Annotated in this window: 15 protein-coding genes and 3 tRNA genes; 14 read left to right on the forward strand and 4 right to left on the reverse strand. The window is 49.0% G+C overall.

Annotation, left to right across the window (positions count from 1 at the left end):
- The first annotated feature begins 113 nt into the window (after positions 1 to 113).
- From MKY19_RS09080 to MKY19_RS09090, 3 genes are read left to right on the forward strand one after another with little or no spacing between them, the layout of a single operon-like run.
- The gene (locus MKY19_RS09080) at positions 114 to 860 is read left to right on the forward strand and encodes an MntP/YtaF family protein (protein ID WP_076283314.1); all 747 of its coding nucleotides are present in this window, start codon (positions 114 to 116) and stop codon (positions 858 to 860) included.
- A 9-nt stretch (positions 861 to 869) separates the two neighbouring features.
- Positions 870 to 1466 carry a dephospho-CoA kinase gene (coaE, locus tag MKY19_RS09085; RefSeq protein WP_076300911.1) on the forward strand — a complete coding sequence of 199 codons (597 nt, stop codon included), beginning with the start codon at positions 870 to 872 and terminating at the stop codon, positions 1464 to 1466.
- Entirely contained in the window at positions 1463 to 2026 is a 564-nt protein-coding gene (locus MKY19_RS09090; protein ID WP_339802099.1) for a lytic transglycosylase domain-containing protein, read from the forward strand. Before coaE ends, MKY19_RS09090 begins: the two co-directional genes overlap by 4 nt.
- A 79-nt stretch (positions 2027 to 2105) precedes the next feature.
- On the opposite strand, the gene MKY19_RS09095 is transcribed toward MKY19_RS09090, so the two are convergent.
- Positions 2106 to 2324 carry an alpha/beta-type small acid-soluble spore protein gene (locus MKY19_RS09095; protein ID WP_042126012.1) on the reverse strand — a complete coding sequence of 73 codons (219 nt, stop codon included), beginning with the start codon at positions 2322 to 2324 and terminating at the stop codon, positions 2106 to 2108.
- A 164-nt stretch (positions 2325 to 2488) separates the two neighbouring features.
- Here MKY19_RS09095 and nrdR point away from each other — a divergent pair, with 164 nt between their 5' ends.
- The 3 genes from nrdR to MKY19_RS09110 all read left to right on the forward strand — a co-directional run bounded on the left by nrdR (position 2489) and on the right by MKY19_RS09110 (position 3283).
- Positions 2489 to 2965: a transcriptional regulator NrdR gene (gene nrdR, locus MKY19_RS09100; protein ID WP_042126015.1), complete on the forward strand. Its 477-nt coding sequence runs from the start codon at positions 2489 to 2491 to the stop codon at positions 2963 to 2965.
- Positions 2966 to 3124: 159 nt separating this feature from the next.
- Positions 3125 to 3200: transfer RNA gene (locus tag MKY19_RS09105), tRNA-Ala, on the forward strand.
- A gap of 10 nt (positions 3201 to 3210) precedes the next feature.
- A tRNA-Lys gene (locus tag MKY19_RS09110) sits at positions 3211 to 3283 on the forward strand.
- Between the two features lie 516 nt (positions 3284 to 3799).
- On the opposite strand, the gene MKY19_RS09115 is transcribed toward MKY19_RS09110, so the two are convergent.
- Together MKY19_RS09115 and MKY19_RS09120 are read right to left on the reverse strand one after the other, a co-directional pair.
- The gene (locus tag MKY19_RS09115; RefSeq protein WP_231573411.1) at positions 3800 to 4021 is read right to left on the reverse strand and encodes a hypothetical protein; all 222 of its coding nucleotides are present in this window, start codon (positions 4019 to 4021) and stop codon (positions 3800 to 3802) included.
- A gap of 183 nt (positions 4022 to 4204) precedes the next feature.
- On the reverse strand, positions 4205 to 5035 hold the full coding sequence (locus MKY19_RS09120; RefSeq protein ID WP_339802102.1) for a hypothetical protein: 831 nt from the start codon (positions 5033 to 5035) through the stop codon (positions 4205 to 4207).
- Between the two features lie 505 nt (positions 5036 to 5540).
- Here MKY19_RS09120 and MKY19_RS09125 point away from each other — a divergent pair.
- Positions 5541 to 9851 (forward strand): S-layer homology domain-containing protein, encoded by a 4311-nt coding sequence (locus MKY19_RS09125; RefSeq protein ID WP_339802105.1) that lies wholly within the window; start codon positions 5541 to 5543, stop codon positions 9849 to 9851.
- Positions 9852 to 9994: 143 nt separating this feature from the next.
- On the forward strand, positions 9995 to 14014 hold the full coding sequence (locus MKY19_RS09130; RefSeq protein ID WP_339802107.1) for a DUF4855 domain-containing protein: 4020 nt from the start codon (positions 9995 to 9997) through the stop codon (positions 14012 to 14014).
- Here the strand turns inward: MKY19_RS09130 and MKY19_RS09135 are convergent.
- Positions 13988 to 14281, reverse strand: coding sequence for a hypothetical protein (locus tag MKY19_RS09135; protein WP_339802111.1), 294 nt, complete (start codon positions 14279 to 14281; stop codon positions 13988 to 13990). The genes MKY19_RS09130 and MKY19_RS09135 overlap by 27 nt on opposite strands.
- A gap of 145 nt (positions 14282 to 14426) precedes the next feature.
- On the opposite strand from MKY19_RS09135, the gene MKY19_RS09140 reads away from it, so the two are divergent.
- The 6 genes from MKY19_RS09140 to MKY19_RS09165 all read left to right on the forward strand — a co-directional run bounded on the left by MKY19_RS09140 (position 14427) and on the right by MKY19_RS09165 (position 21531).
- A tRNA-Lys gene (locus tag MKY19_RS09140) sits at positions 14427 to 14500 on the forward strand.
- Between the two features lie 409 nt (positions 14501 to 14909).
- Positions 14910 to 16691, forward strand: a complete 1782-nt coding sequence (locus tag MKY19_RS09145) for a sensor histidine kinase (protein WP_339802114.1) — start codon at positions 14910 to 14912, stop codon at positions 16689 to 16691.
- 36 nt (positions 16692 to 16727) lie between these two features.
- Positions 16728 to 18272, forward strand: a complete 1545-nt coding sequence (locus MKY19_RS09150; protein WP_339802116.1) for a helix-turn-helix domain-containing protein — start codon at positions 16728 to 16730, stop codon at positions 18270 to 18272.
- 105 nt (positions 18273 to 18377) lie between these two features.
- Entirely contained in the window at positions 18378 to 19709 is a 1332-nt protein-coding gene (locus MKY19_RS09155; protein ID WP_339802119.1) for an extracellular solute-binding protein, read from the forward strand.
- 32 nt (positions 19710 to 19741) lie between these two features.
- Positions 19742 to 20614: a sugar ABC transporter permease gene (locus MKY19_RS09160; protein WP_042186574.1), complete on the forward strand. Its 873-nt coding sequence runs from the start codon at positions 19742 to 19744 to the stop codon at positions 20612 to 20614.
- Positions 20615 to 20670: 56 nt separating this feature from the next.
- Positions 20671 to 21531 (forward strand): carbohydrate ABC transporter permease, encoded by an 861-nt coding sequence (locus MKY19_RS09165; protein WP_042193549.1) that lies wholly within the window; start codon positions 20671 to 20673, stop codon positions 21529 to 21531.
- Positions 21532 to 21585: the final 54 nt, after the last annotated feature.

A 21585-nucleotide genomic window follows, 5' to 3' on the forward strand; every position in this document is an offset into this window, starting at 1 on the left:
TGGCACCCACTACTTGTCCCGCCCATATACTGTGTGAAGAATGCTTAATAGAGAACGGAAGCTGAATGAAGTGTATTCTTCAGTGTTCCGGTTCTTCACAGGAGGGATTGCGGGTGCTCAGCCCATTTTTTTCACTAATATTACTGGCTTTTGCTTTGAGTTTGGATGGTTTTGGCGTTGGTATTACATATGGACTGCGTAAAATGAAAATACCATTGCTCTCCATTCTGATTATCTCGCTTTGTTCGGGGGTAGTTATCTGTGTATCTATGCAAGTGGGTGTTCTGCTTGCTAAGGTAGTGTCTCCACATGCAGCTTCTGAGGTTGGCGCTGTTATACTCGTGCTAATGGGGTGCTGGTCGCTCGTCCAGATGTTAATGCAGAAAGAGAAGGAACAGACAGGTGAGCGTAAAGTAGGTAGTGAAGAAAATGTGCTATCCACAGAAGCTCGGGCAGAGGTAGCTGTTGATACTGAAGATGTTGTAGAACAGGTTACCATGGCTCCTGAGCAGGCAAAGTCGGCTGTCTTTTCCCTTGAGTTACGACGATTGGGGATTGTTGTACAGATCTTACGTACTCCGTCTTCTGCAGATATGGATGATTCCGGGAGTATTTCTTCGATGGAGGCTATGCTGCTCGGGATTGCCCTCTCTCTAGATGCTTTTGGAGCTGGACTTGGCGCAGCATTGCTGGGGTTCAATCCGATATGGACATCACTTACAATTGCTCTGTTTAGTGGTACATTTCTATTGCTGGGCATGAAGACTGGATTAAGATTCGCCGGGAACTACTGGATGAAGCATGCTGCTGCACTACCCGCGTTATTATTAATTACAATGGGAATACTGAAGCTATTATGAGGTGAGTACATGATTATTGGCTTAACCGGAGGCATTGCATCCGGAAAAAGCACGGTGTCCGCACTGCTTGTGAGCAAGGGAGCGAGGCTGGTTGACGCGGATGTGATCGCCAGAGAAGTTATGCTCCCCGGTCATGAGGTGCTGGCTGCGGCTGTGAAACAATTCGGAAGCGAGATCCTCTCTTCGGATGGCACACTGAATAGGGGCAAGCTGGGGGACATTGTATTTCAAGACCCGGCGGCCCTGCAAGCCCTGAACAATCTGACGCATCCCGCAATCCGGCGGGAGATTAAAGAACGTATGAACAGCATGGAGGAAGAAGATCCAAAGAAGTTAACAATTGTGGATATCCCTCTTCTTTTCGAATCAGGACTCGAGAACATGTTCCATGAAATACTGGTGGTCTACGTGCCTCGTGAAGTGCAAATCGCTCGATTAATGGAACGTAACGGACTTTCTATAGAACAAGCAGAAGCACGCTTAAATGCACAGATGGATATTGAAGCGAAGCGTAACAAAGCGGACTATATCATTGACAACAGTGGCGAACTTGCGCACACTGAGCAACAGGTTGCTGTTCTTTGGGACAGGCTGGGCTTATCATGAAATGGTTACGTAAAAAAAGAGTCCTTCTTCTGTTATTCATTGGTTTTACTGCGATATTGTTTCTGAGTACGAACTGGATGTCCTGGTTTTATCCGATCCATTATAAAGATGAGATCCGTAAGCACAGCGTTAGGTACGATATTGACCCATTTCTAGTGGCTTCGATTATCCGAGTGGAAACGAACTTCAAAACTGGACGAGAATCCAGAAAAGGTGCTATAGGTTTAATGCAGCTTATGCCGGATACCGCCAAATGGGCCCTTGAAAAGGCCAAGCTTCCTGATGTTTCTATGGAGGAGCTAAAGCATGAACCATCAGCAAATATTGAATTAGGTACCTGGTATCTTTCAACATTATCCCGTCAATTCGAAGGTAAACCTACAGCGGTTATCGCTGCATATAATGCTGGACCGGGTAAAGTTCAAAAATGGCTGGATGAGGGGATCTGGGATGGAACGGATGCTACGATTAAGGATATTCCGTTTGGTGAAACCCGCCATTATGTACAGCGCGTCAACTATTACTATGATCAGTACACGGATATTTACAACGAATTCTAAAACCGTGTTATGTATAAAAAGAAGCATTAAACGATCTTGCGATCGTTTAATACTTCTTCAGTAAGCTTATGTGGACAGGTTATTTGTATTGACCTGCCAATTGTTGTTCTGCCAGGGTTACAAGACGTTTAGTGATGTAACCACCGATCGAACCATTTTCATAAGAAGTTTTATTGCCTTGGTAACCATCTGGGGAAAGCGTGATTCCGAGTTCTTGGGCAACTTCATATTTAAGTTGTTCCAAAGCACCACGGGAATTTGGAGCTACAAGGTTATTGGAGCTGTTGTTTTGGCTCATTGCTGTTCACCTCCTCTGTTGGTAACTGTATTATGTGCCGGACTTGCCATAATCATTACAATAAAAAAACGGTGATTTCTGGAAAAAATGAATTAGCCATTTAAAAGCCGGATGTTTAACATACCGGGACTAAAAACATTATGTAATAGGAAGTGATGAAGCTTATGAAATGCCCTTACTGCGATCACACAAATACTAAAGTGCTCGACTCGCGACCAGCGAATGAGAATAAGTCCATCCGCCGCAGGCGTGAATGTGAGCGTTGCAGCAAACGGTTTACAACCTTTGAAATGATCGAGGAAACACCGTTAATCGTGATCAAAAAAGACGGCAGCCGCGAGGAGTTCAGCCGTGATAAAATACTGCGTGGTCTTATCCGTGCTTGCGAGAAACGCCCCGTCTCTGTAGAACGTCTAGAGAAGATCGTATCTGAGGTAGAGAAATCCCTACGCGGTATCGCCGTAGCTGAGGTGGAGAGCCAACAGATCGGTGAGTTGGTTATGGAGCAGCTCTATCCAGTAGATGAAGTCGCCTACGTTCGCTTTGCTTCCGTATACCGCCAGTTTAAGGACATTAACATGTTTATGAAGGAACTGAAGGGTCTGCTATCTAAGAGCACTGGGGATCTGGACAGATTGTAGAGTTGTGGCTAGTCTAATGACTAAAAAAAGTGTTGACAGCGAAGGCGATTTTTTATATTATATAGGAGTCGCCTACGGCGCTTGGATTTGTCAGAATGACTTAAATACACCGAACTGAATTTTAGAATGTGTGATTACATACATCTGAAAATTACGTTTGGGGCCATAGCTCAGCTGGGAGAGCGCATCGCTGGCAGCGATGAGGTCAGGGGTTCGATCCCCCTTGGCTCCACCAAACTTCATATGGACTCTTAGCTCAGTTGGTAGAGCAGTAGACTCTTAATCTATTTGTCCAGGGTTCGAGCCCCTGAGAGTCCATCCTAAAAAAACGGCAGAAATGCCGTTTTTTTTGTTGTTCAGGAAGCGGAGTGACGATTTATTTGGTTTTGATCGTGGTATAGTTTGGGTAGATAAATCGTACAATGCAAAGAGAGCCGTGCGGAAACACGGCTCCCAGTGCAATAGCCGCTTTTAAGGGCGGCGGCTTTCAGGTATTACGGGCAGAAATAGACCGCATCCTTTGGACTAGGGCGGTCTATTTCTTTTTGAGGTAATTCAGAAGCTCAATGCTAAAAAGGTAGAACAAGTTGAAATGCAGGCTCTCCAGACCTATATTCCTGTTTGGCGCGAGGTATTTAAGAAAGCTTCTACTGCTAAAAAGAAAATGATGCTTAGTACGATCATTGAGTGTGTTAGGGTTTACCGAGATTCAGTAGAACTGACGTTAAAATTGAACATTAGCTCGTTTTTAGCGACTTCAAGTGTAAGTAGTCTAAAAGGTAATGATTATGATTTGAATGCTGGCAAGCAAGTGCATGGCATTCATTATGGAAATCAGTTTTCAGGCATTTTCCAGCCTAATTCATCATCCCACACGGCATCGATATCATCCAGGTGAACATGCCATTCACCACCGTCTACTTTTCTACGTATCTCGGTCAAACATTTCAACCAATGAAATAAATCGTTCAGCAAATCTTCAATCTGATCCGTCATGGACAGCTTGGTAGCGCCAGCAAAGATCTCCGTTGATCTGGACGAATCGAATTTGTACACTGTGAAAGACTCCGCCCGGTCTTTCCCTTCAAAATCCTGATCATAACGTTGGACAATGGCTGTGATTGCTTGTTGTTCGCTTTCTGTTAGGACGTATTCCCTCGTGCATGTGTAATAAATAGAAACACTGATAAGTCATTCCCCCCAAACATAGAAATGGATGCGATATCCAGTTCCTGTTTATTACCCTCCAAAAGTCGAAAGCAAACTAGGCCAAACCTGCATTCTGGCGCCGCATGAAGGACAATTCATTTCCCCGGCCAAATACGGCAATTGGTTCAAAAAAGAGGAATCGCCCAGCTGATCGGCTCGCTCCGCCAGTATTTGATGTTCCGCTTCAACGAATGCCTCAACGGGAGTAACCTCTTGTGCTGCCTGAAGGGGTTCGAATACCGGATCTTCCGCGAATGCTTGTATACGACCGCCTTCTCCGCTCGGCCACAAGTAAGCCTCTTGATTACATGCTCCGCAAACGGCCACATATTCGTCGCCAGCCGTAAAATTCAGAAACATGTTTGCCACGCTCTGGGATTCCCGATAAGCCGCGTCGGCAATGAGAACATATCTTTTTTCGGTATCGCTGCTTATTTCTTGTTTGGCGTAGGCCAACATCTCTGCAACAAGCGAAGCAAGCTCCGTTATCGCTTTTAAGTAAGATTGGTACATCTCCGCGCAAACCTCATTTCCCGCTTCAGCAGCGAGTTCGTTCCAATCCGAGGGATACGGCTCAGATCTTGTTTTGTCATGGCACGACTCGATAATCCCGCAAGTGATGTAGATTTCATGGCGCACTTCCATATTTTTTGATGCGAGAGCAAGTTTGGCCAGATAAGGTACTGCCGCGTAAGTGACAGTATAGATCGTATTTTGGTGATATAAGTGCTCCTGGAATAGCTCGTCGAAAACTTCTTTATCGAAATCAAGCATCAGACGCTCCAACAGTTCAGGTACCATTTCGCCCGACTCGTAAGGACCGGTTAGCTTGCCCCACAGTTCGCTGTTTAATTGTAACAAGAGGAATCACTCCCATCCCTATTCAAGTGGATACATTTTCTATATTATCCTATAAGATCGGCGGGCCCTGAATAGGGCTTAAAGCCTAGGACGATTCCCCTTAATTCCACATCAAATGCCAAGATTTGTTCATGGGTCTAGTCGTTTTAGACTCCCGTGACGGGTAGACGGAGAATGTGCAGGGCGTAGCGTATCCCCCTAGGCTCTATTTCCATAACATGAAGAAAAGCCAATTCTACTGAAATGGCTTTTTTTCTTTTTCACTACTCTTCGAAAGGATCACGATTTTGTACTATTAATTAGCATGAGATATGACAGAAATGTTGGCATGCTTGATTCACCTTAGAAGGCCGAATGTCCACATTTGTATATGTATTGTAAAGACAAGTATATCGATGAAACGAATGCCCCTACTTATAATAAAATTGCTGCAGCAGTTGAGCATGGAGGGTCATGCGGTAAGCTGGAGTAAAATTCGAGCTAATAAACAACGGGGGGGATCTTAGTGCGTTTACGGTATAGGAATATTTTTTTAGTGTTTTTTGTTACCGCTTTCATTTTAGTTGCCGTTTCATCGGAGAAGTCCGACGCCGCAACAGGTAATCTGGCTTTAGGAAAGACGGCTTATTCGTCGTCGAACGAAGTAGACTTTTTCGGGCCTGAGAAAGCGGTCGACGGTGGCAATCGGGATGCAAGCCGCTGGTCTTCGGAAAGAACGGATGACCAGTGGTTCTACGTTGATCTGGGCGAGCCTGTAGAAATTGGAAGAGTAATCATCAACTGGCAGACTCCGGCGGAACAATATCAAGTTCTTGTGTCTGACGATGCGGTAACCTGGAGGAACGTATTCGCGGACAACCGCGTGCTCGTCGCCCGCGGACCAGTCGAGGATACGATCGATTTTGAGCCGACATTGGCGCAATACGTTAAGTTCCAAGGAGTAACGCGACGTCCAATTGAGGATATCTATTACGGATACTCCTTCTGGGAATTCGAGGTATACAAGGGCAAACCGCTGTTGCCGCCTATGATGGATGCGGTCAAAAACAGCATCGTCGTCTCCGAGGGAGACACTCAGCTGAACCTGCCCGCTGTACCGGATGGTTATACGCTGACACTGGTGAACACGGACAGCTTGCCGGTGATCGACGAGCAGGGCAATATTCATGCGCCGCTTGTGGATACTCAGGTTCAGCTGCTGCTGCAAATCGAGAGCGACAGCGATCCGACATATCTGTTAGCGGATAATGCGCTAGTCACCGTACCCGGTCTCTACGAGCAGACGAGCGATCGGAACCCGGAGCCGCGAGTCATTCCTTCTTTGCGTGAGTGGCTGGGCACAACCGGCGAGTTCCGCTTGACGGATAAATCCAATATCGTCATTCGCGCGGAGGATGAAGCGGCTCTCCAGGGGACGGCCAATATTTTGCGGAAGGACTTGCTTGATTTAACGAAGCTTCCGCTAACGGTTACGGTTGGTTCGCCTCAAGAGGGAGACATCTATTTGGTGCTGGATGCCGCGCAAACGGGATTGGGGACAGAGGGCTATGAGCTGAATATCGGCGAATATACTTCCGTCGCTGGCTCCGATCAGACGGGCGTCATGTTCGGCACAAAAACGATCCTTCAACTGCTCGGCCACGATGCCGATCATAAGACGATGCCCAAGGGGCAATCGCGCGATTATCCGAAATACGCGGATCGAGGCTTCATGCTCGATGTGGGCCGCAAGTTTTATACGATCGAATTTTTGCGGGATTATGTGAAGTTAATGTCCTACTATAAGATGAACCGGTTCCAGATTCATCTGAACGATGATGTCGGCGATGTCGGTTACTTCCGTCTGGAGAGCGAGAAATTCCCGGGAGTGACGAGCAAGGACGGCTTCTATACGAAGCAGCAATTCAGAGACCTGCAGCTGCTTGGGATGGAATACGGCGTAAACGTCGTGCCGGAAATCGATACACCGGGCCATTCTGGCGCGTTCATCGCTTACGACCCTAGGTTGGGCAGCAACAATCAGCTGGATATCAATCGTCCGGAGACGCTCGACTTCATTAAAGAACTCTTTGACGAGTATCTCGACGGCAGCAATCCGACCTTCGTCGGCCCGGACGTGCACGTCGGCACGGATGAATATTTCGGCGACGACAAGGAGGCGTTCCGCAGGTACGCGGATATGCTCCTTAACCACATTAACAGCAAAGGCAAGCGCGCTCGTCTGTGGGGCAGTCTGTCCGCATATGACGGCACGACGCCAGTCAGCAACAATGCGACGATGGACATCTGGTATGAGCCGTACGGAAGTGTCTTGCAGGCCATTAAGCTTGGCTACGACGTTGTCAATACCAACACGAACTTGCTCTATATCGTTCCGCAACTGTACCGCAACTATTTGAATTACGATTTTATTTACAATGAGTGGGAGCCTAACGATTGGCTGGAGACGAAGCTTCCTTATGGGCACCCGCAGGTAAAAGGCGGCATGTTCGCGCTCTGGAACGACGTGTCTGTAGAGAAGGGCGTCTCCATGGCGGACTCGCATCAGCGTATCTTGCCTTCCATGCAAGTGTTGGCGGAGAAGCTGTGGAGAGGCAACCGCGTCGACCGGAACTTTGCAAGCTTCCAGACGGATGCCGCAAAGTACGTGGACCCGCCGGGTGTTCATCAGTCGCACAAGCTTCAAGTCGACAATGAGCGCAATATCGTTCTCGATTATACTTTCGACGAGGGCTTCGCGGATCGTTCGGGCAACGGCTTTGACGGCAACGCGGTGAATGCAGGCACGGAGAAGGGAATCTTCGGGCAAGCAGTAAGGCTCAAAGGCGGAGCCAGCTACGTGGAAACGCCGCTTCGCACGCTCGGTTTCGGATGGACGATGTCCATGTGGATCAAACCGGACGCTGACAACCCGCAAGGAGCTGTGCTGCTGGAATCTCCGGATGGACAGCTGAAATATAACATCGGGGGCAGCGGCAAACTGGCCATCACGAAAGAAAACTACGTCAGCGAATTCAATTATAAGCTGCCGACCGACCGCTGGACCCATGTCATTATGATCGGCGATGACACGGGGACCTCCATCTTCATTAACGGCAGTGAGTATACGGCTACTCTCAAAGACGGCTCCAAGTTGGAAACGTTCGTATTGCCAGTAGCCAAAATAGGCAGTGAAACGAATGCTTTTAAAGGCTTGATTGACGAACTCATCGTAAGGAACATCTACGTGGACCTGCATGGAAATCTGGCTTTGCATAAGCAAGCCGAATCCTCGCTGCCGGAATCCTCGTCCTACACGGCGGACAAAGCGGTGGACGGCAGAGGGGACACCAGATGGTCCAGCAATTGGGTGGACGATACCTGGTTCATGGTGGATCTGGGTGAAGCGAAGAACATTGATGCTGTATCTATTTTGTGGCAAACGGCTTACGGTTCGAAGTACCGCATTCTCGTGTCCGAGGACAAGGAGAACTGGACGAATGTCGTGAAAGACAACAACGGCGAGATTAACGGCAAGCCGGGACGCGTCGTGACTACCTTCCAAAGCACGCCAGCCAGATACGTGAAGTTCGAAGGCGTATCCAGAGCTACCATGTTCGGCTATTCCTTTGAGGAATTTGAAGTGTACGGCGAGGAATATAAGCTCGGCAATATACGGCCGATTATCGACCTGTTGACGGCTATCGAGGCCTACAAGCTCGTGGAGGACAATTATTCTCCTGAGGGCTGGGCACAGCTTCAACAGGCGATGGTACAAGCGACTGCGGCGATTCAAACCGCCCAGCTGACTCGTCCTGAGGCCGAGCAGGCGTATGCCGGGCTGAGCGTTGCGCGCGATCGTCTAACGATCGAAGACGTAATGGGTCTGATCGAGCTTAATGTGAATGAAAGCATTGCCGCGAATCTCTATCTACCGCAGAAAGGACAGCTCGGCACGCGTATCGTCTGGAGCAGCTCGAAGCCCGACTATCTGAATGCCAACGGACAATTGTTGCAACGTCCGTCAGGCAGTGACATGGAGGTCGTGCTGACCGCGACGATCAGCAAGGGAGATGCATCCGCGAAAAAAACGTTCAAGATCAAAATCAAAGCGTTGCCTAGCTCTGGTGGCGGAGGATGGGTTCCGACTCCAATAACTCCAGATCCGGAAGAAGGCCAAAACGGCGGTTCGAATCCGGGAGGCGGAGATCCAGGCAATGGCAATGAGAACGGCAACGGCAATGGCAATGGCGGGGAGTCTGGCGGATCGACAACGGTTCGACTGAACGATATTGCGAGCCATTGGGCAAAAGCGTCCATCAAACGGGCCGTTGAGCTTGGATTCGTAGCGGGCTATACCGACGAGACGTTCAAGCCGAATAAGACGGTCAGCAGGGACGAATTCGTCGTCATGTTGGTCAAAGCGTTGAAGCTGCAAGGTACGAACAGTTCGCTGGACTTCGCGGACGCAGTCTCAATTCAAGCTTGGGCGAATCCTTATATTGCGCAAGCCTTGGAATCCGGCCTGATCAGCGGCTATGCGGATGGGACCTTCCGTCCGAAGGCTTCGATTAGCCGAGCAGAACTGGCAGCGATGATTGTTCGCAGCTTGGGCCTGAAGACTTCGGAAGGACATGAGCTCTCTTATGTGGACGCGGATCAAATCCCGGATTGGGCGAAGCCGTATGTGGCAGCAGCCCAGGAGGCGGGAGTAATGAACGGTCGCGGGGACAACCGGTTTGCCCCGGCCGCCTCGGCGACGCGTGCTGAAGCTGTGGTCGTCATTCTGAACATGCTCGATGCGCTTGCAGAATTGCAAGCGCAGGAGCAGAACTAATTATGTATAGAAAGAGAGCGTGAGCTTAAGTGAAAACTAGACGAAGTTTGACTGCTTTGCTGCTTGTCCCGGTCATGCTGTTCTCGTTGATATCCTCCGTGTATGCGGAGGAGCCGGGCGGAGAGAGTGCCAGCTTTTATAATTTGGTTCAAGGAAAAACGTACACATGGTTGGATCAGCCGGAGGACGCTTTCCCGGATGACGGGACGAAGCTGACGGACGGCAATGCCGTAGACACATCCCGTGACAGCGGCAACTGGGTGGGCCACCGCTACAAGAAATCCCGTTCGGTTGTGTTTGATCTAGGCGAGCAAAAAACGATCAAGGACGTTAGCGCGCGTTTCTTGCAAGATTGGCCGAACAACGAAACGCTTGTACCGCTCACCGTTTCATTCTACGCGTCTGACGATGGGGTGAACTGGGGCGTATTGTCTCATAATGCTACTAAATTGTTATGGGGCGATCAGACCAACACCGAGACGTATAAATGGGACGGCAGCCCAGAGACCGGAGTCGTCAAGCGTGGCGATTATACCGAAGGATTGGTTTACGCTCAGTATGTGAAAGTGGTGTTCTCCGTGCATCCGAGGGCGTGGACTATGATCGACGAGGTGACGATAACCGGCGCGGACGGCTTGATCGACGGAGCCCAGCCAGTGCAGCCCGAACCTTATGGTCTCCAGCAACCTGGGGAGGCTACTGGCGGAATTGAAAATTTGGGCTTGCTGTATAACGGGCATTACCCGGATGGTACAGGAACCTGGACGAAGGAACGGGTTATCCCTAATATCAGCTATGTGAACAAGCAGGGAGAGCCTGTCGATTGGCTGTTCGACGGCGTGCTGTATCTGGGTTTGACGTCGGAAAACGGCAGAGGCTTCGGCGCGGTTGAAGCGGCCGGCAAAGCCAGAAGAGTGGAATGGGAATGGTATTTGAATAAAACGTTTAACACCGGCGGCGATATGAGCGCGCTGAACGAGGCGACGGCCGAGGTAGGCGCGAAGCTTGGCGAGCCTGACCGTAAGACGAAGGTTGTTATGATGATACCCGATCCGGGCGAATATCAGTCCGATTTTGGCAGCATTAATGATGAAAATCTGGACTTCAACCTAAGTGTGGTCGGTAATGACGTATCGCTGAACAACCGGGCCAAAGCGATTCAGTGGTGGACCGATGAAGTGCAAGCAAGATGGGCAGCTGCGGGCTACTCGAATCTGGAGCTCGTCGGCATGTATTGGCTGGAGGAACAAATAAGCACGCATTCGACTGGCCCGGAGATGGTCAAGAAAGCGAGCGACATCGTTCATAACGCAGACCTGAAGATGTTCTGGATCCCTCATTCTTTGGCTTATAAGAAATTCATGTGGAAGGATGTCGGCATCGATGCCGTATCTCTGCAGCCGAACTATTTCTTCGAGAAAATGGAGTTCTCGCGTCTGGAAGATACAGCGGATATGGCGAAACGGTACGGCATGTCGCTGGAGCTGGAGTTCGATGACCGGATGATCAATGACGCCGTCTTCCGCGAGCGGTTCATCGATTACTTGAACAGCGGCGTGGATACAGGGCTAATGCAGCAAGGGTATAGAGCGTATTATCAAGGCAACAACGCCATTTTCAGCGCGGCGAAAAGCGAGGATCCTGCTATCCGCGTCCTCTACGATTGGCTGTACCAATTCGTGAAGGGCACTTATCAGAAGCAAGACGCCGCTGCGCCTGATGTTGTAGCGCTCATGAACGGGGAGCCGATCTCGGAGCATACGATTGTGCCTGATACGACACAGGCCGCCTTCACCTGGGCCATTCCGGGAGATGATGACAGCGGTATCGTCAAAGTAACGGCCAAGTATGACGGCAAACCTTATACGCAAGGAACTATAGTAGATCTGACGGGCAAGCCGGGCAAGCATGTGTTGGAGCTGACGGTGGCGGCTGCCAAATCCAAGACGGTTAAGTTCGTAATAGAAGCTCGTTTGGGCGCTGAAGGTCTATTGGGTCTTGTTGATAAATACGCAGACAACAAGCAGCTTAGCAATGCCGATACGGTACGCGCTATGCGCAACGCTCTGATTATGATGAAGCGTACGCAAGAGAGCGATCCTGAGGAAGCCATAGGCTATTTGCTGGCATTCAATGCGAAGCTGGAAGGGGCTAAAGGCCTTGAATTTGTAACGGAAGGCGCTTATACGGCCCTGAAGGAAGGCGTGTATTACGAGATTGGCAGCATCGCACAAGACAAAGAAGCAGAGGCATCCTCGACGGAAGCCGCAGGTCTAGAGCCTTCTAAGGCGCTGGATGGCGCACCGGGTACGCGCTGGGCGAGCCAAGTGCGCGATACGGCTTGGTTCCAGATCGATCTGGACAGCAAGCAAACCTTCGATACGGTCCGCATCGATTGGGAATATGCGCGCGCGGACCAATACCGTCTGAGCGTCTCGGATGATAAGCAGACGTGGGAGCCCTTGAAAGTCGGCAACAATGGCGTGGTTAAAGCGTCCGACGGCAAGAATACGCTGGTATTCCCGGCAACGACGGCGAGATACATCAAGTTTGAGGGACTGAATCGGGCTACGTTCTACGGTTATTCCTTCTATGAATTCGGCGTGTACAATCTTTCCCAGCGGCAAGAGCTGAAGACATTGGACGGCATACAAGCCGCCGTGGACGCCTCCACGAAGAAAGTTACGATCAATGGGTTAGTCATGAACGGCAAGAAAGAACATTTGTATGTCAAAGTGCTTGACCCAAAAGGCAACATTCAATATACCGGCCAGACGGGCACTGAGGATGACGGAAGCTTCCGCATCGCCTTTACGTTGACCGGAGAAGAGCAAGGACTGTATACGGTCGAGCTTGAAACGGATGACATGACGACTCCAGCGCAGGCCGCCTTCGAATATCGCAAGCCGCCTTCCACTGGCGGAGGCAATGGGGGCAGCATTGGAGGCGGTTCGGCGCAAGATCCGTATACGTTGCAAACGTACGATTCAGTCAAAGCCGTGCTTGTCCCGACATTGAAAGGCAATCAGGCTGTGGCTTCGGTCGGAGTAGCAGATCTGAATGCCGCGATTCTCAAGGCAACAGCCGACAGCAACGGCAACAAGCATATTCGTCTTGAATTAAAGCTGTCGAACGCGGCTGTCAGCTATGCTTTGGAGCTTCCCGCAGCTAATCTGACGAACCAGTCTAATCTGATTTTGCATATCTCCACGCCGTATGCCCAGCTTGCTTTGACTGGCGACATGCTGGCTGGAGTCAAGGAGAATGCCGGAAAGCTGCTCGTTATCGTAAGCGACCATGCAGGCGAGTATCGCGGCAACGAAGCGGCTGGCCGGATCGGCAACAGGCCAATCGTTGAAGTTGCATTGCAACTGGACGGTGAAGCTCTGTCTTGGAACAATGCGAAGGCACCGATTTCCATTGCGATTCCGTATTCGCTTCAAGCGGGCGAGCAAGCTGCTGATCTGCAAGCTTTCGAGCTGACGGGCGACAGCGCGGCGGCAATTGATGGCACGTCTTATGACAAAGACAAGGGCGTACTGCGATTCTCCATCGACCAAGTCGGCGTCTATGCTGTCGGCGGCAAGAAACCAGTTGCGTTCACTGACCTTGGCAAGCATGAATGGGCGCGCGAGGCGATAGAGAAGCTGGCCGAAAGAGGCATCGTCAAAGGGACTTCGATCGAAAATGGCACTTTCAGCCCCGCAAATCAAGTAACGCGAGCTGATTTTGTCCTTATGCTGGTGAACATGCTTGACCTGCGCGCCGAGATTACCTCGACGTTCACCGATGTGAAACCGAATGATTATTACTACGATGCGGTGTCCATCGTCAAGCAATTGGGAATCGTTTCGGGAGTGAACGAAGTTAACTTTGCTCCTCGTGACTCAATCAGCCGCCAGGACGCTATGGTTATGCTAACCCGAGCGCTTCAAACGACGGGGGCAATCAAGACGTCCGCATCCGGTTCAACACTTGAGGGCTTCCGTGATGCGAGCCAGATTGCGCCATATGCTGCGGACAGCGTGGCAACTCTGTTCGAGCATGGGCTGGTTACGGGCTCGGGCGGCTATATGAAGCCGAAGAGTACGACCAGCAGAGCGGAAGCGGCGACGTTCTTGTATCGCGTTCTTCAATTAATCGAGGGGCAGCAGCAGGAGTAGACGCGGGAACAATTGATTAAAGCACATTCCGATTAGCGCGGCAACGCGACCGGAATGTGCTTTTTCGACGATACAGAATAAACTTCCTGAATGGACGGATGAAGCCGGTAAGTCGTCCCGCGCTTCCTCGGGTGTCCTGATGCGCCTTCCGCGACGAACGGTAACGCACAGCGCTTCGCTCATCCACCGGACGAGTTCCAGGTCGGGGCCTTCGGACCGAGGGTCATGCGGCGTATAGCCGGATAACGTCGTCCCGACGAAATCCATAGAATGGATTGCCAGTTGTTTTTTGGAAAATTTTTGATTGCCTCGGGGTGTCTTTGGTAGTGAAACCAACAATGGCGGGAGAGCGCATCGCTGGCAGCGATGAGGTCAGGGATTCGATCCCCCTTGGCTCCACAAAACATCATATGGACTCTTAAGCTCAGTTGGTAGAGCAGTAGATTCTTAATCTATTTGTCCAGGGTTCGAGCCCCTGAGAGTCCATCCTAAAGAAACGGCAGAAATGCCGTTTTTTTTTGTTGTGTGGAGAGTGGAGTGGCTTTTTATTAGGTTTCTTTCATGGAATAGTTTGGAGAGAAAAAATATGCAATGCAAGCGAGCCGTGTGGAAACACGACTGCCGGTGCAATAGCCGCTTTTCGAAGGATCAAACAGGAAATAGACTGTATTCCTTTGCGAGAGGGCGGTCTATTTTTTTGTGCTGAGGTAAGATCCGGTGCTCTCTCCCGGTACATCGACGACCTCAAGACCAGGCAATGCTTCATCAAGTCAACAATAGACTCTAGTCGGGACGAGCGACTTAGGTTAATATGAAAGCGCAAACATGTTTTCTGGAAGTCTTGAAAGCTACAATTTAGCAACAGAGCATAAAGGTAATCTGAACGGAGGATAAGATGGAAAACTGGTTGGGTAAATCGTTAAAGCAGAAGCTGAGCTTGTTGATTATTATTTCGGTATTGGTACCGGTGTTGTCTCTGGGACTGTTCTCCTATTATATTGCTGAAAGCTTAACGGAAGAGAAAGCGAAAAGTTCAGGCATGAACACGCTTCGGCAAATTGGGGCCTATTTGGAAAATATGGTGAGCGATGTTGAGAATCTATCACTATTCCTCATCGGCCACCCTGATGTCCAAAGCTATTTGAAAACACCGGAACACGATTTGCTAAAGCAAACCTCGATCGTTAATTTACTTACAACATTATCGATTTCCAAACCATATATCGCCAATGTCATGATCGAATCGAATGAAGATAATAAGCCGTCGGTTTCCTTCAGATCCGTCCTCGAATCAGAATGGGCCGATATTCAGAGCGAATATCCCAGTTATTATGAGAAATATCCTAAATGGTGGTCTCCGGTACATCACTTCGTTACATCGGACGGCAAAGAGGATGTCATTACGATGTCGCGGCCGATTCGCAGCACATCAAAATATTACGATATCGGCATGCTTAAAATTAGCTTGACGCAATCGGTTATCTCTAGCCATTTAAAGCAAGCTGGACTAGAGGGTGAAGGCGTCGCCCTGCTGTTGGACGAACAAAATCGGATATTGGCTGGGCCGGAAGGGTATTCGACTAACAAGAACTTGAACGATTATTTTCCCGGAATAGTTGAATTCAAGGGTAAGTCGGACTCGTTCGATTACCGAGAAGCGGAGGAGCGGAGTACAGTATTATACTATCAGATGCCGAATGTTAACTGGAGGCTCGTAGGCATCATTCCGGCAAAAGCTTACAGAGCGCAGAATCAGTATTTTTTAACGTTAACTGCAATTGCAGTCAGCATTTCCATGCTTTTTGTCATCGCGTTCGTCCTTGTACTTATTCAAAAGGTGACGAAGCCGTTGTCTGCATTAACGAATTTTCTTAGGAATTCCAGCCCGGACGAGCCGCTGCCTACGCTGCCCGTCACATCGATCGATGAGGTTGGACAACTGATTATTAGCTATAATCGGATGAGCTCGCGAATTATTAATCTAACCGATGAGGTGAAGCACAACGAGGCGTTGAAGAAGGAAGCGGACATGTCGGCTCTTCAAGCTCAGATCAATCCGCATTTTCTATACAATACGTTATCGTCAGTCCACTGGATGGCGCTAATGAAGGGAGACGAAAAAATTGCGGATATGGTTGGCTCATTGAGTGATTTTCTTCGTTTCAGCTTAAATAAAGGACAGGAATATTGTGCAATCAGCCAAGAAATTTTGCATGTAGATCATTATGTGAAGATCCAGTCTATTCGATATCCAGATAAATTTGATTACGAGGCGAATATTCCGGCGGAGTTGCTCGATATGAGAATGCTGAAGTTGCTGCTCCAGCCGCTTATTGAAAATGCGATGATTCATGGCATTTTGAAAAGAGAGGGTAAAGGAAGCATTATCGTTAAAGCGGTGTCAGTGGGAGAGCGTATTACGTTTATCGTTCAGGATGACGGTGTCGGCATGAGCAGGGAAAGATTGGAGCTGTTGAGGGAGAAGATAAGTGCAAACTTGGGCATTGATCCACTGAAGAATAATGACTCGGCAGGTAGTAGCTACGGATTGCGCAACGTGCATAATCGGCTGCAGCTTCATTATGGGCATGAAGCCGGATTGCGGATCGAAAGCGTAGAAGGAAGCGGCACTAAAGTTAGTTTTACGATTATACCGCTCCAATCAGAAATCAAATAGGCTGCAACCTTTGTGGGAAGGAAGGAGAATGTGCACATGAAGCTTTTAATTGTAGATGACGAAGTCATTATTAGGACCGGCCTTAGCACGGTTATTAAATGGGAAGAGAATGGCATTGAGCTGCTCGCGCCGGCTGCTTCTGCAGAGGAAGCGCTGATGCGCATTCCGATAGAGTGTCCTGACATCATTTTAACCGATATTCGGATGACGGGAATGACGGGATTGGAATTGTCTCGCGAGGTTAAGCGGAATTTTCCTTACATTGAAATTGTTATATTGTCTGGATTCGATGATTTCGCATATGCACAGCAAGCGATGCGGGAAGGAATAAGTGATTATTTGCTTAAAAATAGCCGTCCTGGCGATATTATGACTGCGGTTATGCGCGTGAAGCAGCGTATCGTCAATAGACGGGAGGCTGATCATCAAGGCGCCATCCATCAAACGGCATACCGTTGGAAGCAACTGGATCGGTTTCTTCGCGGGGACAATCTCCTGACGGAGCGTGAAAGTGAGGAACTGTTGATCTATTATCCTGAGCTGAGGCTCGGATCGGATATGGAGAAGCTAGAGCTATGGCTAGTGACATCTGCATATCCACTGACAATGAAGAAGGAGACGGAAAGTGAAATGAATGAGGCGGCTGCGATGATTAGGGATTCACTTGGCTGTGTCATTCTGGATTGGGACTATGGATGGCTGCTTATTTTCCGCAGGGGGCAGCCGGGCGCGAAGCGATTGGTTAAGGCGTCGATGGAGCGGGCGGAGCGCGTTTATAGCCAGCCTTTTTTTGCAGCATGCGGTGTATGGGCCAGCAATTTGGCAGAACTTAGGGAGTCACTTCGCACCGCCGAACATACCGCCTCGTACCGCTGGTTGGCAGAGGAAGCAAGAATGCTGGCCTATGAGGATATTAAAGACCGGAAAGGAATGCGGACCGTTTGTACGGAAGAAGTGGAGAGTAAGTTAACCGCCGTTCTAAGAAGCGGGAGTCGAGAAGTCGTACAGCAGTGGATTAAAGGTGAACTGGAGAGCATTAGACAGGATGCGGAAGCGACGCCTTGTTCCGTTCAAGCGTATTTGCATTCCTTGATTGTTGGGGGGTACCGCTGGCTAGAGCGTGCAGCAGCATCCGTTGGTCAATCGATGCCAAAGCTTCCACAGATTGAACAGCTGGACATAAAGCTGCTTACTGCGAATCCAGAAGAAACTTTGCAGCAGATGTTGCTTGCAATCCATGCGCAGTATGAACGATTAAATGGCAGCCGGAATGAAGCCATTGACCGAACTGTAGCCTATATCCGCGAGCATCTTGCAGACAGCTTGTCTTTGGCGCAGGTAGCGGCAAGCGTACATATGAATCCAAACTATTTTAGCAAGCTGTTTAAACAGGAAACAGGTAAAAACTATATTGAGTATGTAACGGAAGCGAGAATGGAATGGGCTAGCCGTTTGTTGAAGGAAACGCCGGCGAAGGTAAGCGAGATCGCTAGGCGGGTAGGTTACGAGGATATGAAGCATTTTAACCAGCTTTTTAAGCGGTACAGTGGCGAAACCCCTTCGCAATATCGATCAAGATGAATTGACGAAGGTGAAAATATCCCCCGTAAGCGCTTAATTATCCCCCCTACGACTTATCGTCTGTCTTATCTATACTAGGGTTATTACTAAAGGGGGAATATTTGAATGAAGAAGAGACTTGCGTTTGTAACGACAATTATCTTGATGATTGCCCTTTTGGCAACCGCTTGCAACAATAGCGGCAACAAAGAGCAGAGCAATGAAGGGAACAAAAGCTCTGAAGAAAAAACGAAAATTTCAATATGGCATAACTTCGCGGGTGACGACCTTCGTGCCAAAGCGGTTAGAGACCTGATCGACAAGTATAAAGAGGAGCATCCAGACGTAGAGGTAGACGCGCAAGCGATCCCGGTTGACGGTTATCGTCAACGCCTAAGCACGGTGGCTGCGGCAAATGAAATGCCAGACGTATTTTTCGTATATGCGGGCAGCCAATCCCAAGAGTTCTATGATGCCGGTAAGCTTCAACCGATTACAGAGTTGATGGATAAATACCCAGAATGGAAGAACAGTTTCTTGGCAGGTGCATTCGACCGCTATGAGTTTGAAAAAGGACAAATTTTCACAACGCCGCTCGGTATGTCAGCAACTTCGTTCATGTATTATAACAAAGATCTTTTCGAGAAGCATAGTGTAAAAGTGCCGACGACTTGGGAAGAGATGATGACTGCAATTAAAACGTTCAACGACAACGGCATTACGCCGATTGCCCTCGGCAATAAAGCGCCATGGGTTGCACAATCGACGATTATCGGTTCGTTGGCTGACCGCGTGACGGGCACGGAATGGTTCTTGAAAGCTGCAGCTCAAGATGGAGCATCTTTTACAGATCCTGTGTTCATTGACGCTTTGGGCAAGTACAAAGAGCTCGTTGACAATAAAGCGTTTCAAGATGGCGCAAACAGCATCGACAACACGCAAGCAGAGCAATACTTCATTCAAGGCAAGGCAGCTATGATGATTAACGGCGCTTGGTCGCTTACGAATCTTGCAGCATCCGCAACTCCAGAGCAGTTGGCACCTATCGAAGTGACAACAATGCCTGGCGTAGAAGGTGGAGCAGGCAAACCGAATACGATTTCCGGTGGCGCAGGCGCAGGCTTCGCGCTTAACAAAAATACAAAAGGCGCACAGAAGCAGGCAGCGCTTGATCTGATCTACGCAGTAAGCGGACCGGATGGCCAAAAGGCGATCGCAGAAAGCAACTCAATGGTTATGTACAAAGTAGAACTGGATAAGTCTAAAGTAAGCCCGCTTTACTTCAAAGCTTATGAATTGGCTGTGAATTCTGAAATTACGCCGGTATATGACGCCTATTTATCTGCTGAAGCAGGCGAAGTGATCAACAACGGTCTTCAAGAGCTTATGATGGGCGGTAAGCCGGAGGATGTAGCTAAAAAACTGCAGGATGCGCAAGCGCGTTCGACTAAAAAGTAATCAGACAAAAGTACGTAAAGGAGGCTGTCGCCATGCCTGCATCATTGCGCAGCAGAAGCTTCGTCATCATGGCGCTGCTTCCTGCACTACTCATCTTTATCATCTTTGCGATCGTTCCGATTTTTTGGTCAGCTTACTACGGTTTCTTTGAGTGGAAGGGACTCGGTGCTGCTAAGCTTATCGGGTTGGATAATTATCGAATGATACTAGAGGATCCAGTATTCTGGAGAGCACTGAAAAACAACCTGATCCTTGTTGTCTCGGCAGTAATAGGTCAAGTATCGGTCGCATTGCTGCTGTCATTGTTCTTGCTCAAGAACACGATGTTCAATCGGTTGATGCGCTCCGCTGTATTTCTCCCGATGGTGCTGTCTACAGTCGTCGTCGGTCTCATCTGGGGCTATATTTATCACCCGCAAATCGGTTTGCTGAATCAATTATTGGAGACGCTGGGACTGGAATCTTGGCGCCGGCCTTGGCTAGACGACCCTAAAATCAATATGTTTGCCGTATCGATCCCGATTAACTGGGCGAATATCGGCCCGTATCTTATCATTTTCATCGCTGCACTCCAAAATATCTCTTCAGAAATTGAAGATGCTGCGAAGATCGACGGGGCGGTAGCCTGGAGAAAGCTATTTTTCGTGACGCTCCCGATAATTTGGGGAACAGTTGTTGTAACCATCGTACTGTGCATATCTGGAAGTTTGAAGGCATTCGACCATGTTATCGTCATGACGCGCGGCGGTCCTGCACAATCGACAGAATTGCTCGCCACATATATGTACAATAACACCTTTACGGTATACCGTTACGGCTACGGCTCTGCGGTATCCACAATGATTATTCTGATTAGCGCCGTGCTCATTGGCCTAAATCATATCATCACGAAGAGACGCGGCTAATGGGCGGTCGGCTAATGTTAGCCCGGCCGATGAAGGAGTGAATCGCTATGCAAGCAATGATAGACGCTCGGTCGGAGAAGATGAGAGGCTCGCTGTGGCGTAAGCCGATTTCCGGAATTGCGAAAATCATCCTGTTATTTTATGCCATAATTACATTGTATCCGCTATACTGGTTAGGAATAAGTGCATTCAAGTCGAATCAGGAATTTTTCAATCGTCCCTATTCCTGGCCGCAGCATTGGCAGTTCGACAATATAACCCGGGCATGGGATCTCGGAAATATGGGCCGGGCGGTGCTCAACTCCACAATTGTTACCCTCTCAGCACTGCTGCTGACCATTGTGCTCGGCATGCTTGCAGCTTATGTGCTTGCCCGGTTCCCATTCAAGTTGAGTGGCGTTATCAAAGGATTGTTCTTGCTAGGCATGCTCATTCCAATTCATAGCACACTCGTTCCATTGTTTATTTTCATGAACAAGCTCGGGATGCTGAATACGTACTGGTCACTCATCCTACCGTATACGGCATTTGAATTACCAATTGCGATCTTCCTTGGAATGTCCTACATCGTATCCATTCCGAGAGAAGTAGAGGAAGCGGCGATGATCGACGGCAACGGCTGGTGGGGAATCTTCGGACGCATCATTTTCCCATTGTCCCTGCCGATCGTCGCTACGATTACAATTCTTGCATTTTTGAGGTTTTGGAATGATTTCTCCTTCGCGCTCGTCTTTATTAATTCTCAAGCGTTGAAGACGCTGCCCCTCAGCTTGTCGCTCTTCTCCGATGGATTCGGAACGGACTACAGCTTAACGATGGGTGCGATGTTTATTGCTGCAATACCAACCATTCTCATCTTTTTGATCTTCCAAGAGCAAATTATGAAAGGCATGGTAGCAGGCTCGGTCAAAGGTTAACACCCTTGATCGAGTTTTTGGTGTAATTTTATATATATTTCATTTTTGTGGAGG

It is taken from the genome of Paenibacillus sp. FSL R5-0744 (assembly GCF_037972555.1).
Lineage (GTDB): Bacteria > Bacillota > Bacilli > Paenibacillales > Paenibacillaceae > Paenibacillus_AQ.

Bases quoted from the DNA above. Each gene is read 5' to 3' on its own strand.
- MKY19_RS09150 (WP_339802116.1), top strand. From the start codon at position 16,728: ATGAAGCTTTTAATTGTAGATGACGAAGTCATTATTAGGACCGGCCTT.
- coaE (WP_076300911.1), top strand. From the start codon at position 870: ATGATTATTGGCTTAACCGGAGGCATTGCATCCGGAAAAAGCACGGTG.
- MKY19_RS09095 (WP_042126012.1), bottom strand. From the start codon at position 2,324: ATGAGCCAAAACAACAGCTCCAATAACCTTGTAGCTCCAAATTCCCGT.
- MKY19_RS09165 (WP_042193549.1), top strand. From the start codon at position 20,671: ATGATAGACGCTCGGTCGGAGAAGATGAGAGGCTCGCTGTGGCGTAAG.
- MKY19_RS09145 (WP_339802114.1), top strand. From the start codon at position 14,910: ATGGAAAACTGGTTGGGTAAATCGTTAAAGCAGAAGCTGAGCTTGTTG.
- nrdR (WP_042126015.1), top strand. From the start codon at position 2,489: ATGAAATGCCCTTACTGCGATCACACAAATACTAAAGTGCTCGACTCG.
- MKY19_RS09090 (WP_339802099.1), top strand. From the start codon at position 1,463: ATGAAATGGTTACGTAAAAAAAGAGTCCTTCTTCTGTTATTCATTGGT.
- MKY19_RS09135 (WP_339802111.1), bottom strand. From the start codon at position 14,281: ATGGATTTCGTCGGGACGACGTTATCCGGCTATACGCCGCATGACCCT.
- MKY19_RS09155 (WP_339802119.1), top strand. From the start codon at position 18,378: ATGAAGAAGAGACTTGCGTTTGTAACGACAATTATCTTGATGATTGCC.
- MKY19_RS09160 (WP_042186574.1), top strand. From the start codon at position 19,742: ATGCCTGCATCATTGCGCAGCAGAAGCTTCGTCATCATGGCGCTGCTT.